Source organism: Aquipseudomonas guryensis, from assembly GCF_014164785.1.
GTDB classification, from domain to species: domain Bacteria; phylum Pseudomonadota; class Gammaproteobacteria; order Pseudomonadales; family Pseudomonadaceae; genus Aquipseudomonas; species Aquipseudomonas guryensis.
Genome location: NZ_JACJFN010000003.1, coordinates 329,210 through 344,038 on the forward strand (window position 1 = coordinate 329,210; position 14,829 = coordinate 344,038).

Genomic DNA, 14,829 nt, shown 5'->3' on the forward strand with positions numbered 1-14,829 from the left:
GGCCTTCCATGCGCTGGATCAACAACATGCCTCTATGCCCTGCGCTGCTGGTGCTGCACGCCCGCGCACGCTATGGTCAGCGCCCCATTGCTGCCAGCGGACGATAGCCCATGCTCGACACCCTTTCCCGCGTCTTCGGCTTCTCCCAGCTGCGCCCTGGCCAGCAGCGGGTGGTCGAGGCCGTGCTGGCCGGTCGCTCGGCGGCGGCGATCTTCCCCACCGGCTCGGGCAAGTCGCTGTGCTACCAGTTGCCGGCCCTGCACCTGCCGCACCTGACCCTGGTGGTGTCGCCGCTGCTGGCGCTGATGCAGGATCAACTGGCCTTTCTGCATGCCCGTGGCATCAGCGCCGCCAGCATCGACTCGGCGCAGAGCCGCGAGCAGACGGCCGATACCATGGCCAAGGCCAAATCCGGCGAACTGAAGATCCTGATGATCTCGGTCGAGCGTCTGAAGAACGAGCGCTTCCGCAACTTCATCAGCCAGGTACCGATCTCCCTGCTGGTGGTCGACGAGGCGCACTGCATCTCCGAGTGGGGCCACAACTTTCGCCCGGACTACCTCAAACTGCCCGACTACCAGCGCCAGTTCGGCATTCCCCAGGTGCTGTTGCTCACCGCCACGGCCACCCCGCCGGTGATCGCCGACATGCAGAAGAAGTTTGCGATTGCTGCAGACGACGTGGTTACCACCGGTTTCTACCGGGCCAACCTCAACCTGCTGGTGGAGCCGGTGGCCGGACGCGACAAACAGCGTCGTCTGGTCGAATGGCTGAGCACTAAGGCCGGCCAGCCGAGCATCGTCTACGTCACCCAGCAGAAGACCGCCGAACAAGTGGCCGAGCAGCTCAGCCAACGCGGGTTTCCTGCCAGCGCCTATCACGCCGGCATGCCGCACGAGACGCGCGAGGCGATCCAGCGCCAGTTCATGGACGGGCGGATCAACTGCATCGTCGCCACCATCGCTTTCGGCATGGGTATCGACAAGGCCAACATCCGCAACGTGGTGCACTTCGACCTGCCCAAATCCACCGAGAACTACAGCCAGGAAATCGGCCGCGCCGGACGCGACGGCCAGCCGTCCGACTGCCTGGTGCTGGCCAACCGCGATAGCCTCAACGTGCTGGAGAACTTCGTCTACGGAGACACGCCGGAGCTTTCCGGTATCCGCTGCGTGCTGGATGAACTGCTCGACGCCAGCCAGGACGGCCAATGGGAGCTGATGCTCAACCAGCTCTCCGAGCAGAGCAATATCCGCCAGCTGCCACTGAAGACCCTGCTGGTGCAGCTGGAACTGCGCGGCATCATCGCCCCGCGCTATGCGTATTTTGCCGAATACCGCTTCAAGTACCTGGTCGAACCCGAGGTGCTGTTGGGCAAGTTCGAGGGCGAGCGCCGGCAGTTCGTCGAGGCGATCATCGCCACCTCGGCACGCGCGCGCACCTGGTGCACAGTGGATTTCGACGCGCTGTACAACCAGCACCAGGCCGAGCGCGGGCGGGTGGTCAAAGCGCTGGACTTCTTCCAGGAAAAAGGCTGGATCGAGCTGGAAAGCAAGCAGATGACCGAGGTCTACGCCCTGCTCGACGGGCGCTTCGATCCGCAGCAACTGAGCGCGGAACTGCACGCTTACTTCCGCCAGCAGGAAGCCAGCGAGATCGCCCGCATCCAGGCCATGCTCGAGCTGTTCGCCAGCGACCACTGCCTGAGCCAGCGCCTGGCCGCCTACTTCGGCGACGCCCAGGCGCCGCAGCGCTGCGGCCACTGTTCGGTGTGCCACGGCCAAGTCGCCCAGCTACCGCCCCCGCCGGCGCTACGACCGCTGGCCGAGCAGGACTTCCACGCCCTGTGCGACGCTTTCAGCCAGCGCCACCAGGAAGCCAGAGGCCAACTGCCCAGCAGCGAGTGCCTGACCCGTTTCCTCTGCGGCATCAGCGTGCCGCTCTTCACCAAGCTCAAGGCCCGGCAGATTCCCGGTTTTGCCGCGCTGGAAGACTACCCCTATGCCGAGGTGCGCAGCTGGGCCGAGCAGCAGGCCTAAGAACCTGTTTACGATCTCCTGACTCGCGGCCATACCGCGTTAAAAACGGCCTCGGAATGCTCATTTACAGCTCGTAAACTCCGCTTCCTCTCCCGTTTTTGCCTTGTCTGGCTCTAATTCAGAAGATCGTAAACAGGTTCTAAGCCGGCTTTTTCCCGGCCAGCACCAGCGTCGGCGGTCGGTAGGCGGAATCGAAGTGCCAACGAGACCAGACCGAGGGATCGATCGTCACGCCGACGGCGCGTTCACCCTTAGACCCTTCATCGAAGGCACGGTAATGCCGACCATCGCCGGGGTGCAGAACTCGGCGGAAGGCGCCATAAGCACCACCGAGAAACGCGCTGAAGGAGTCCCGCGGTTTGCTCTGCCAGGCATTGGCCGCCAACGGGCAGGGCGTCAACTTCAGCCCGGCCTTGCTGGCCTTCTCCAGCATCCAGGCCAGGGATAGCGTGGACAGGGGATCGTCGCTATAGCCACCGCCGACATTGGCATGGGCGCCGATGAACCAGCGCTGCTCCACCTCGATTTGCTCCGGCTTCTGCAAACCGTCGTCACTGGTCCACAGCACCGCGTCATAGGCCGCGCGGTGCTCGTCGAGGGCCACGGCGTGGTAGGCGCGCTCGACGATCTTCGACAGCTGGGTGTCGTGCCAGGAGTACAGGCCGCGCTCGGAGATTTGCGTGCCCGGCACACCCAGGGCGCCGACCGTGTCCCACACGCCGACCAGGTGGATTTTCACCTCCCGGCTGTAGCGGGCGCGGAACTGACAGCACAGGCTGTCATCCGGGGCGACCTGTTTGTTGCGGTAGATCTTTTCGGCCGCGTCGAGCAGGGCCGGGGTGGAGATATGCAGCAGCCCGCACTTGCGGATCATCCCCACCAGACTGCGCGCGGTATAGGCACCGCGACTGAAGCCGAACACGAAGATGTCGCTGCCCGCGGTGTAATGGCGCACCAGCCAGTCATAGCCCTCCTGCAGGTTATCGCTCAGCCCTGCGCCGAACGCGCCACCGGTGAAGCGATTGAAGCTGCCGGTGCCGACGCCGGGGTCGTAGAAAAAGCGCTGGCGAATCTTGCCGTCGTAATCCTCGATGAGCCGCGACAGCTGGTAAACGTTGGTGCGGTCCTGCGGGTCGTTCCAGGTGCCGTCGAACAGCAATATCAGGCGTTCTTTGTGGTCTGCCATGTCCTTCCTCCTTGGCGCCTTGGGCACCTGTTGGCAGCGCTGTGCACAACCTGCGGAAAGACAGCTATCGATCCCTCAGTATCTGCTTCCGATCTCGCAAACCAGAGATCGGAAGCAGGGTCTCAGCAAGACAAGCACAAGCTGGCCGGTCTGTCGCCCCCCTTCATCCGGCGGCGCTGCGCGGCAACCCCCAGTGGGTCTTGGCCAGCCACTCGGCGAAGGCCGCCGGCGCCAGCGGTTTGCTCAGCAGGTAGCCCTGGGCGATGTCGCAGCCGAGCTGGTCGAGGCGCTGCAGTATGGCGTCGGTCTCCACCCCTTCGGCCACCACCTTTAGGCCCATGTTGTGGCCCAGCTCGACGGTGGAACGGACGATGATGTCGTCATCCGGGTTACTCAGCAGGTCCTGGACGAAGGATTTGTCGATCTTCAGCTCATGCACCGGCAGGCGCTTGAGCTGGGCCATGCTCGAGTAGCCGGTGCCGTAGTCGTCGATCGACAGGCGCACGCCCAGTTCGCACAGCTGCTGCAGTTGGCCCAGCGCCTGCTCGGGGTCGGCCATCACCGCGCTTTCGGTGATTTCCACCACCAGGCTGCCCGGCGACACGCCGTGTTCGGCCAGTTGCGCGGCGATAAAGCCGGCGAAGCAGGGGTCGGCCAGGTCGAGGGCGGACACGTTGACTGCGGTTTTCAGCGCCAGCCCCTGCTCCTGCCAGGCACGGCTCTGCGTCAGTGCCGTGCGCACCACCCAGCGGGTCAGCGCGCAGACATTGCCGGTCTGCTCGGCCAGGGGAATGAACTCATCCGGCGGAACGAAGCCGTGCACCGGATGAATCCAGCGCACCAGACATTCAACGCCCATCAGGCAACGCTGACGGATATTCAGCTTGGGCTGGAAATACAGGCTCAGCTGGCCCTGCTCCACGGCGCCTTTCAGCTCGCTCATCAGGGCCAGGCGCACCAGGCTATGACGATCCAGCTCCGGACGATAAAGGGCGTAGGGCGAGCGCTGCGCCTTGCCCAGGTACATGGCCACCTCGGCGTGCTGCAGCAGACTGCCGGCGCTCTCGCCGTGATCCGGGTGCAGGGCGATGCCGAGAGTGGCATTCAGGGTCATGCTGATGCCGCGCACGGCAAACGGCTGCTGCAGGGCACTGCGGTAGTGCTCGGCGGCGGGGATCACACTGCTGGGATGACAGTGCGGGATCAGCAGGGCGAATTCGTCGCCGCCCAGGCGCGCCAGCTGCTCGCCGTCACGCAGCAGCTCCTGCAGGCGCCGGGCGAGCAGGCACAGCAGCTGGTCGCCAGCCTCGTGGCCGAGGGTATCGTTGAGGTCCTTGAAGTTGTCCAGGTCCATCAGCAGCACGGCCACGCCCTCACCTGCCGGGCAGCGGGCCAGGGCCAGCTGCAGCTCGGCGACGAAACGGTTGCGGTTGGCCAGCTGGGTCAGCGGATCGCGGTAGGCGAGGAAGCTGATGGTCTTCTCACGCTCGGCGATGCCCTGCTGCATGGCGACGAACTCACGGGCCAGCAGGCCGACCTCGCCGCTGGCACGGGTAGCCACGCTGGCCTGGTAATCACCGCTGGCAATGCGCCGCACGTTCTCCACCATCTGCGCCAACGGCCGGCTGACAGTATTGGCGATCCACAGCGCGCCCAGCCCGGCCAGCAGCAAGGCAATGGCGAAGATGGCCGCCAGTTGCCACTGCAGCGGCTGATAGTGGGCCAGCTCGGCGGACAGCGAACGCATCAGCAGCACCTGCAACGCGCCTCCTGTTTCAGTCAGGGGCGCGCGCAGAGCTACCTGCTCGCGCTGCTGCAACTGGAAGTGAAACACGCCCGCTGTATCCGGCACCTGCAGGCTCGCCAATTCGGCGCGCGACAGCCCGTCGAGGTTGCTGGCCAATACCCGGTAGGCACCGGGCGCGCCGTCCAGCAGGGCCACGTCGGCCCCGCTGAGTTCGGCCAGGTGGGCGGCGGCGGCATCGTCCAGTTCGAAGGCCATCAGCAGCCAGCCCATCAGGTTGGGCCGCGGGGCGAAAATCGGCGTCAGGTTGACGTGCAGCACGCGGCCATCCAGCACCACCAGGCGCTCGGCACTGTCGGGCTCGTCCAGGGCCAGCAGATCGCTCCAGGGTAGGCGCGCACCGGGCGCCAGTTCGGCACTGGTGCCGGCCAGCACCTGGCCCTCGGGCGCCAGCACCAGGGCGAAACTGGCCTGGCTGCGCGAAGCGAAGGATTCCAGCGCGGCAGACAGCGATTGCGCCTCCTGCTGCGGGCTGGCGACCAGATCGGCGATCTCGCCGAGCAGAGTGAAATCCTTGGCAATCAGCTCGGCCAGCGCGCTCTGCGCCTGACGGCGGCTCTGCAGTTCATTGGCCAGCACGCCATGCGCCGAGCCCAGCTGCGCTTGCACCTGCTGCAGGGTGTGGCTATAGGTGGAGCGATAGACCAGCGCCAGCAGCAGCACCATCACCGCCAGCAGCAGGAGCAGGAAAAAGCCGAGGATCTTGCCGCGCAAGCTCATGGCGCGTAACCACCCTTGCCCTGCGGTCGCTTGCTCGGCTCCTTGGGCCGCGGGTCTGGTTTCAGTTCACTGCTCAGGCGCCAGAGCAACGGGCCGTCAGCAGCCAGTGTGCGCACCTGCTGCTCGGCCGGGTCGGCGATTCGCGGATGCCAGATATGCACGCGCTGCCCGGCGGCCGGCTGGTAATCGATGCGCGCCCGGCCCTGGGCATCGGTCTGGGCGAACAAGGGGCTGTCCAGCACCAGGATGAAACCGAGCATCCAGTCGTGGATATTGCAGCCGAGGGTAACCAGGCCTGGCTTGTCGAACAGCACGTCCTGGGGCAAGTCCTGCTGCTTCTGCAGACGCAGTTCAAAGCGCTTGGCCGGGGAGAAGGAATAGACGTGGTGGTTGATCGGGTCGGCGTTGGGGAAGCTCACCGTGGTGCCCGCCTGCACGGCCAGGATATAGGGCACGAACTGGCGCTTTTCCTGGTTGACCTTGAGGCCGGCAGCCGGCGCCTGGCCCGCACCCGGCTCGACCCACAGCACGGCGTCGGCCAGTGGCCCGCCGTGCTTGTCACTCAGCTGGATCTCGAGGCTCGCCGCCGCCAGCCAGCTACTCCACAACAGCCCACTGAACAGTCCACCCAGCAACCCAATACCCAGCTTGCCCATGCCCACCTCCAACGGTCGATGGGCTGAGTATAGGAAGGCAGCGCCAGGGTGTAGCCATTCGCCAGCAGCAGCCGATGATGTTTAACCCCAGCTGGCTGAGCGGCAGTCCAGAGCCGGCAGGTTCTGCCTACTCGCTGACACTGAAGCGCAGCTGTGCGGTCTGCCCGCCCTGGTCCAGCACACTCAGCTGGTACTGCCCCGTCTCGCGCAGCACCTGGGCGAAGGCTTCGCCCGGCTGGCTCTCGGCCAGTGGCGCGCCATTCAGGAACCACCAGCGCGTACCACTGCCGCCCAGGGCCGAGAGCTGCAGGCGCAGCGGCTCGGCACTGCTGGCCGGGCGGCGCAGGCGGTCGTGATCGCGAATGCCGACGATCGACAACGGCGCCGCCGGCGGTGCCATGGCTGGCGGACAGCTCGTGTCGGCCGCCGGCAAACGCGCCGCGCGGCATTCGCGACGCGGCAACCAGGGTTCCAGCGGTGCCGGCCAGAGCGCCACCTGACGTGCCTCGCCAGCGGCACAGGTGGCCGCCACCTGCCGCCCCTGCGAGTTGACCCAGATGTTCTGCAACAGCCCCAGGCCCAACGGCTGATCGGCCGCCTGCAGGGTCGGCGGCGTGGTGCCGTCGAGGGTCCAGGCGAAGCGCTGGCGCCGGCAATTGTCATCCTCACGGGCCAGCGGCTGCCCCAGCGGCCAGCAGATCGCCGCCACGCCGACACTCTCCGGCACCACTTGCACAGGGGGCGCCAGGCCACGCTGGCTGTCGCGGTTGACCAGCAGATCATGCACCTGCAGCAACAGCGGCGCGGCCGAGGCCAGGCCGAACTGGCCGGGCACCGGGGTGCCGTCCGGACGGCCGATCCAGATGCCGATCAGGTGCCGTGGACCGACCCCCACCGCCCAGGCATCGCGAAAGCCGTAGCTGGTGCCGGTCTTCCAGGCCAGCACGGGACGCTGCAGCAATTCGGCACGCGGGTCGCGATCGGGCCGTGCCTGGCCGGCCAGAATGCGCCGGATGATCCACGCCGCGCCGGGCGAGAGCAGGCGGCGTTCATGCAGGGCGTCCTGCGGCTGCAGGCGCGGGCGCGCGGCGAGCCCGTCGCGAGCCAAGGCGCTATAGCCGCCAACCAGTTCCTCCAGGCGGCTGCCGGCGCCCCCGAGAATCAGCGCCAGGTTGGGCTCGGCAGCGGCCGGCAAGGTCAACGGCACCCCGGCATTGCGCAGTTCACCAGCAAAGCGCTTCGGCCCGTAAGCCTCCAGCAGCTGCACTGCGGGCAGATTGAGCGAGGTGGCCAGGGCCTCGCTGGCCGACACCGGGCCGATAAAATCGGCGGCGAAGTTGCCGGGGCGATAGTCGCCGTAGCGCCGCGGCACATCCTGCAGCAACGACTCGGAATGGATCAGCCCGGCGTCCAGGGCCATGCCATAGAGAAAGGGTTTCAGCGTGGAACCGGGCGAACGCAGGGCGCGCACCATGTCGACATGACCGAAGCGGCGCTTGTCGGCGATATCCACCGAACCCAGGTAGGCGCGCACCGCCATGCTCTCGTGCTCGACCACCAGGATCGCCGCCGAGGTGTGCTCCGGCAGACGCGCGCGCCAGCCCAGCAGCAGGTCTTCCAGGCGCCGTTGCAGGCTGGCATCGAGGGTGGTGCGGATCAGTGGCGGGCTGCCCGGCACATTCAGCCGCCGCGCCAGCAGCGGCGCCAGGTTGGGTTCTTGGCGCGGCGCCAGCAGCACCGGCTCCTGCAGCGCCTCGTCGACCAGGCCCTGTGGCCACACCTGGAACTGCGCCAGACGCCGCAGCACCTTGTCCCGCGCCACCTGGGCGCGCTCGGGGTGACGATCCGGACGCAGTCGGCTGGGCGCCTGCGGCAACACCGCGAGCAGCGCCGCCTCGGCGCGGGTTAGCTGCGCCGGTGACTTGCCCAGGTAGGCCCAGCTGGCCGCCGCTACGCCCTGTAAGGTGCCGCCGAAAGGCGCGCGGTTGAGGTAGAGGGCGAGGATCTCGTCCTTCGACAGGTGCCATTCCAGCTGCAGGGTGCGCCCGAGCTGACGCAGCTTGCCGGCGAAGGTGCGCGAATGCGGGTCGAGCAGACGCGCCACCTGCATCGACAGGGTGCTGCCACCGGACAGCACGCGCCCGCCCGTGAGGTTCTGCCAGGCCGCGCGGCCCAGGGCCAGCGGATTGACCCCGGGATGCCGATAGAACCAGCGGTCCTCGTAGGTCAGCAGCGCCTGCAGGTAATAGGGCGAAACCTGCTCCGGCGTCACCGGATAACGCCATACCCCCTCGGCATCGGCGAAGCGCCACAGCGGCGTGCCGTCCTCGGCCAGCACCACGCGGGCCAGGTCGTCCTGCGGCAGCGGCAGCGGAAACAGCCGATCGGCCACCAACAGCAACGCCACCAGCAGCACGGGCAGCGCCAGCCAGGGGCGGCGCAAGCGGATGAGCCAGCGCCTCAGGTCCATGGGCCTGCTACCCTTCGCCGCAGCAGGTGCCTGTGGCATGCTGCCCTGCATTGCGCGCAATAGCCGAGGAGCGGCCCCGAGCGGCCGAACATTTTTTCGTGAGTGATTTCTTTCAATGGCTGGGTCACGCACTCGGCACTCTGATCCGTTTCATCGTCGAAGCCCTCAGCGGCTTCTTCGGCCTGTTCGCCGACGCCGGCCGCAGCTTTCTGCAGGGCCTGGCCAATGCCCTCGGTACCGACATCGGCCTGCTCAGCCTGGTGGCCATGGTCTGCGGCCTGTTGCTGCTCTACGCCGCCTTCCGCGCCGGCCTGCGCAAGGCTTTCGTGCGCATGGTGATCTATGGGCTGCTGGGATTGTGGTTGTTGAGTTTGATTGTGAGTTGAGGCCACTCAAGAATCGACCCAGAGGTAGCCCGGATGCAATCCGGGAGCAGCCCCACTATTCCCCTGCCCCGACAACCTGCTCTTGTACGCCCCCACACCACTCACTAGGCAGTAGCCCACGCTGCACATAGCGATGAAAGCTGGACAGTGGCCAATCTGCCGCACGCAAAACCAAACCATGCTTCATCGGGTTGGCATGGATGTAATCCACGTGCGCCGCAAAGTCCTGCTCATCGCGAATCAGATGTTCCCAGAAACGGCGTTGCCAGATGCTCGCTTCGCCCTTCGGGTTAATGCTCACACGCTCACCTCGCGCCTGCAGGTGCTGAATAAACAGAGACTTGAACATCCGTACCCGCGATGAGAAATCTGCATCATCCTCAGGCAACCACATCAACAGATGAAGATGCTCGGGCAAGACAACCGCGGCCGGAAGTTTAAACGGCTTTGCACTGCTTACCTGGCGCAGAGCCATGCGCAACTCATCGCTATAACGAAGCAACAGATCCGAGGAGCGATCCCGCAGGGCCAGCGTCAGGAAATAGCAGGCACCCGCAACCCTGGCACGTCGATAGTTGACCATTCCCCAGACCTCCCTGTCTGGCAACTTTCCCGGATTGCATCCGGGCTACAACGGCAAAAGGCCTCAGCGCCCCCTTACCACCAGTTTCTCCGGCGCCTCGCCCTGGGCTTTCCAGGCCGGGCGATACATGGATTCCACCTGCGGCGGCGGCACCCGGTAGATGCCGGGCGTCACGGCGCGGGCCAGGTAAAGCAGGTGGGTGGCGTCGTAGCCATTCACATCCAGCGCGGCCACGTAGCGGTCGTCGCGGAATTCCTGGTGTTTGATCGCGGCGTTCTGCATCGACTTCTGCCAGTCCTTCACCGCACTGCTGGCGTCGTCCAGGCTGGCGGCACTCTGCGCCAGGTTCTGGTTTTCCAGTTCCAGGCCCGCCGGCAACAGGTCGACCAGCAGGGCATCCGGCACCCGCTCATCGGCACGCACCGCCAGGTGCACCAGCACCAGTTGGCCGCTTTGCAGATTGTTCAGGTCCAGCGCGTTGCCACCGAGGTCGTAGTACTCGCGCTCGATGCTCAGGTTGTTGCCACCCGCCCGCGGCGCCTGGGCCGGGTAACCGGACAGCGTCAGCTGCTGGTACAGGCTCTGCTCGCCCGGGTTGCTCAGGCTCAGCGGTTCGCCCAGGCCAGCGCCCTGTAGCAGCACGGCCGGCTGGCTGTTGCTCAGTTCGCGCAGCTGGCCGGCGACTTCCAGCACGGCGTTCCAGTCCTGCTCCGGCTTTTTCACCAGGCTACGGCCGGCGAGGAACAGCGAGTTGCGCTCCTGGGTCGACAGGTAGCTCTGCAGCGCACGCTCCTCGGCCAATTCGAACAGCAGTTGCTCGCGCGTGCCGGCGGCCAGGTCGTTCTCCTCCAGCAGGGCATAGATCAGCGCCTGGTCGCGCAGCGGGCTGCCGTAGTCGCCCAGCCAGTCCTCGCGGTTGCGGCCCTGGGCCATGCCCACGGCCAGCGCCTCGTCGGCACGCGGCTTGTCGCCCATCTTCTGCAGGGCCACCGCCAGGTGCACCAGCGGCAGGCCGGACTGCGACTCGCTGCGCCGCTCGTACAGCGCGCGCAGGGCGCCCAGCGGCGCCTGCTGACTGCGCGCCAGCACGTAGCCGGCGTAGGCCTGCACGGCAAAGCGGGTGTGGTCGAGGTTTTCGCTGTAGCCGACTTCGATCAGGTTGCGCTCCTGCAGGTAGCGCAGCAGGCGCTCGCTGGCCTTCTTCAACGGCTCGGCCGGCACGGCAAAGCCCTGCTCGCGGGCGCGCAGGAGGAAGTCGGTGACATAGGCGGTCAGCCAGTATTCCTCATCGCTGTCACTGCCCCACAGACCGAAACTGCCGTTGTAGCGCTGCATGCCGAGCAGGCGCTCGATGCCGATCTCGATAGAACGGCGGCGCTGCTCCTCCGGCTCGCCTTCCAGGCCGAGGCGCTTGAGGGTGGCGGCATCCGCATACAGCGAGGGGTACAGGCCGCTGGTGGTCTGCTCCAGACAGCCGTAGGGATAGGCCTTGAGGGCACGGATCTGCTCGGCCAGATTGAGCGGCGGACGACTGGACACGCTGAGCAGCGCCTCCAGCCCGGCCGGTTCGAAGGCCGCCAGGGTGCCGGCCGGCAGGCTCCAGCGTTCGCCCTTGAGCACGCTGCGGAACATCTGCTGCTGCGCCGGCCAGGCCGGACGCACACCGATGCGCCAGGTGCGACTGAACGGCGGCAGGTTCTCGCCCGGCAAGCTCAGGCCCTGCACGCTGACGCGCAGCACGCCGGCGCCGAAGCCGCCGGCGGCACGCACCGGGATGCGCAGGGTGGTGCGCTGGCCCTGGTCGAGTTGAATCGGTGCAGTATGCCCGCCGGGGGTTTCGCTCAAGGCCAGCTGGCCCTCGGCGCTGAGCTGCACATCGAGTTTCTGCAGGGCGCCGGACAGGTTGGTCAGGTCCAGGGCCACAGTGGTTTCATCGCCACCGGCGAGGAAGCGCGGCGCCGACAGTTCGGCCACCAGCGGCGCGGCCACCACCGTCTTGCCCTCGGCCATGCCGTAGCGCTCGTCGGTCCAGGCCTGGGCCATCAGGCGCAGCTCGCCATTGAAGTCGGGAATATCCAGGCTGACTTCACCCTGGCCCTGGGCATCCAGCTGCACCGGCAGGCTCTGCTGGGCGACGATGGTGATGCTGGTATCCGGCCGTTTGCCGCCCTTGGCCAGCGCCGCGTCGCCGCCGAAGGCCAGGCTGGCCAGACGCCCCTGGCCGGCCTCGATCAGCTGGCCGTAGACATCCAGCTGGTCGGCGCCATAGGCCTTGCGCCCAAAGAACTGGGCGAAGGGGTCCGGTGTCGGGTACTCGGTGATATTGAGGATGCCGACATCCACGGCCGCCACCAGCACCCGCACCTCGCTCGGCACGCTGCCGTCGGCGTTCTTCGCCTGGATCTGCACCTTCAGCGGCTGCTGCGGACGCATCTTCTCCGGCGCCGTCAGGCTAAGTTGCAGCTTGCGCGGACCGCGCTCGAACGGCAGGTGCAGCAGACCCACGGCGCGCTTGGGCGTGGCGCCCGCCTTGCGCTCACCGGGACGGATCACCAGCGCGCTGATGTACAGGTCATGCCGCGCCCACTCGTCGTCCAGGGCAATCTCGAAGGCCTTGCCTTCGGCCGGCACCTCGATTTCCTGCCACCACAGCGGGCCGTCGCTGGACTCTACCAGCAGGTAGCCACTGCCGGCCACCGGCGGGGTAACGGTGACCGTGGCCGTGTCGCCGGCACTGTAGGCCGGCTTATCGAGGGCCAGCTTGACCTGGTCCGGACGCACCGCGCCGCCGTCGGTGTTGTCCTGCCAGGAATAACCGGCCCACACCCGCAGGCTGCTCATGATGCCGGTTTCGGCGTCGGTGACTTCGATCCGGTACGGGCCCCACTCCACCGGGAAACTGACCTTGGCCGTGCCGCCGGCGGCGACGCTGATGTTCTCCTCGGCCAGGTTGAGGAACTTCTCGTTGTAGTGGTAATTCCAGCCTTCGCCTTCGGAGAAGCTCCAGTAGTAGTCGCGACGTTCGCGGATAAAGCGCACGTTGAGCTGCTCGGCAGCCAGCTTGTTGCCAGCCGGGTCGGCGACCAGCAGCTCGAACTCGGCCAGGCTGTCGCCATCCACCTCCTCGCCCTCGAACAAGCCGCGCACACCGGGCAGGCGCTCGGCTGGCCACACCGGTTGCACCAGGCGCCGGGTAATCGGCCGGCCACCGGACTCCTGCAGGCTGGCCTGGACGATCAGTTGCAGCGGTGACTTGGCTTCGGCCCAGCGGTTCTCCACCTGGATCAGGGTCTTGCCCTCGACATCCAGGCTGGTTTCCTCCAGGTCGAGGTCCTGGCTCAGCTCCTCCTCGGTGAGCGAGCCGAACTGATAGCCGGGCAGCGCCTTCACCGCCTCGCGCAGCGGCCGCACATAGACCTGGCCGGTCAGGCGATTGCCGGACGCCGGTGCGCCGTACAGGTAACGGCCCTCGACCTGGAACTGCGCCTCATCGCTCGGCGCGATCGGCGTCTCGCTGCCCTTGAGCTCCAGGGCCAGGCGTTCGGGCAGGAAGTCCTCGACGAGGAATTCGTAGATCTGGCTGTGCCCGCTGCCGACATCCAGCAGCAGCTGCCAGCGACCGGTCGGGGCCTCGCCGGCCAGCTGCAGCTGGTATTGATAGAGGCCATCCTCGCCCGGCTGCCAGACGAACTTGCGGCTGACCTGTTCATCCGGGCGGCGCACTTCCACGTTCACCGGCTGCGGCTTGACCGCACGGCCATCGGCATCGCGCAGCAGGGCATTGAGCAGCACGGTCTCGCCCGGGCGATACAGGTCACGCGGGCCGAACACGAACAGCTGCAGCGGGTTGGGCAGCTCACCGCCGATATCGAACTCGGCCAGGTCCAGGGCCGGGCCGCTGAGGTTGAGCAGGCTGGTCTGCTCGCCCTGGCGAGCGAGCAGCAGGGCGGCGTTGTCGGGCAGGCTCAGCTCGGCGTGGCCGCTGCTGTCGGTGCTGCCTTCGCCGATCACCTGGCCCTTGTCGCTGAGCAGTTCCAGGGTCACATCGGCCTGCGCCGCGCCGCCTTCCAGGGCCTGGGTGAAGACATCCAGACGGCCGCGGTAACGGTGCACCGACAGCCCGATATCGCTGAGGGTGAACAGCGTCGCCGGCTGCGTGTAGTTGTAGGTGCCAGCCTCGCGCATCACCGCCAGGTACACGCCCGGCTGCTTGAACGGTTCCAGGCCGGCAATCGGCAGCAGCAGGGTTTCACGGGTATTGCGCGCCGGGTTAAGGTCGAAGCGACCGCCATACACCAGCTCGGCCATCGGCAGCAGTTCGCGGGACTCCCAGGTGCTGATATTCGAGCTGCGCCCCCACTGGCTGAGAAAGCTCGGCAGCGCCTCCTGGCGGATGCGGAAGAACTCGACGTTGACCTTGTCGACGTTCAGCGCGATCACCGGCAGACCTTCGGCCAGACGGGTCGGCAGCAACGAGCCACGGCTGGCGAAGCCGACCGTGGGCTGCATGTCGCGGGTATCGATCTGCGTGCTGTATTCCGCGGCCAGTTCGCTGGCATTGACGCCACGCAGGCCGGCATCGATGGTCAGCAGCAGGCTGCGCTGGGGTTCGAGGTGGCGCAGGCGCAGTTCCATCAGGTTGTCGGACAGCTCCCAGGCGCCATCGACCTTGCCACTTTTCTTGTCGACCAGGTGCAGCTTGGCGGCGAAATCCTGTTCGGGATCGAGCGGCACGCTGAAGGTCACCGATAGCGCACTGGCGCCCTCGAGCTGCACTTCCGAGGCATCGGCCACGCTCAGCTGGCGCCCGGCATAGCGCTTGGCCAGCGCCTCGACATCCGCCGCCGGCCTGGCCGCGTCCTGCGCCGCGACGGGTCGCTCGGCGCTGGGCACATCGGGAGTGGAAGAATCGCAGGCGCTGAGCAGCGTCAGTGCGAGGGCCAGAAGCAGTCCTTTGTTCGGCATAACGGGCTCCCAAAGCGGGC

At 66.8% G+C, this 14,829-nt stretch carries 8 protein-coding genes; 2 read left to right on the forward strand and 6 right to left on the reverse strand.

What is annotated here, in order from left to right; translation table 11 throughout:
- The first annotated feature begins 110 nt into the window (after nucleotides 1-110).
- Nucleotides 111-2,039 carry a RecQ family ATP-dependent DNA helicase gene (locus H3H45_RS13170; RefSeq protein WP_182834199.1) on the forward strand — a complete coding sequence of 643 codons (1,929 nt, stop codon included), beginning with the start codon at nucleotides 111-113 and terminating at the stop codon, nucleotides 2,037-2,039.
- Nucleotides 2,040-2,178: 139 nt separating this feature from the next.
- Here the strand turns inward: H3H45_RS13170 and H3H45_RS13175 are convergent, their stop codons facing one another.
- The 4 genes from H3H45_RS13175 to pbpC all read right to left on the reverse strand — a co-directional run bounded on the left by H3H45_RS13175 (nucleotide 2,179) and on the right by pbpC (nucleotide 8,875).
- Nucleotides 2,179-3,225 (reverse strand): DUF2235 domain-containing protein, encoded by a 1,047-nt coding sequence (locus tag H3H45_RS13175; RefSeq protein WP_182834200.1) that lies wholly within the window; start codon nucleotides 3,223-3,225, stop codon nucleotides 2,179-2,181.
- A 163-nt stretch (nucleotides 3,226-3,388) separates the two neighbouring features.
- Nucleotides 3,389-5,749, reverse strand: coding sequence for a putative bifunctional diguanylate cyclase/phosphodiesterase (locus H3H45_RS13180; RefSeq protein ID WP_182834201.1), 2,361 nt, complete (start codon nucleotides 5,747-5,749; stop codon nucleotides 3,389-3,391).
- Entirely contained in the window at nucleotides 5,746-6,405 is a 660-nt protein-coding gene (locus tag H3H45_RS13185) for a methylamine utilization protein (RefSeq protein ID WP_182834202.1), read from the reverse strand. The genes H3H45_RS13180 and H3H45_RS13185 overlap by 4 nt, the downstream gene beginning before the upstream one ends.
- Before the next feature lie 127 nt (nucleotides 6,406-6,532).
- Nucleotides 6,533-8,875: a peptidoglycan glycosyltransferase PbpC gene (pbpC, locus tag H3H45_RS13190; protein ID WP_182834203.1), complete on the reverse strand. Its 2,343-nt coding sequence runs from the start codon at nucleotides 8,873-8,875 to the stop codon at nucleotides 6,533-6,535.
- A 98-nt stretch (nucleotides 8,876-8,973) separates the two neighbouring features.
- Between pbpC and H3H45_RS13195 the strand changes: the two genes are divergently transcribed.
- The gene (locus H3H45_RS13195; RefSeq protein ID WP_182834204.1) at nucleotides 8,974-9,261 is read left to right on the forward strand and encodes a hypothetical protein; all 288 of its coding nucleotides are present in this window, start codon (nucleotides 8,974-8,976) and stop codon (nucleotides 9,259-9,261) included.
- A 55-nt stretch (nucleotides 9,262-9,316) separates the two neighbouring features.
- Here H3H45_RS13195 and H3H45_RS13200 read toward each other — a convergent pair whose 3' ends face one another.
- Nucleotides 9,317-9,844: an REP-associated tyrosine transposase gene (locus tag H3H45_RS13200; protein WP_182834205.1), complete on the reverse strand. Its 528-nt coding sequence runs from the start codon at nucleotides 9,842-9,844 to the stop codon at nucleotides 9,317-9,319.
- Nucleotides 9,845-9,907: 63 nt separating this feature from the next.
- Nucleotides 9,908-14,809 carry an alpha-2-macroglobulin family protein gene (locus H3H45_RS13205; protein ID WP_182834206.1) on the reverse strand — a complete coding sequence of 1,634 codons (4,902 nt, stop codon included), beginning with the start codon at nucleotides 14,807-14,809 and terminating at the stop codon, nucleotides 9,908-9,910.
- Between the last annotated feature and the right edge of the window lie 20 nt (nucleotides 14,810-14,829).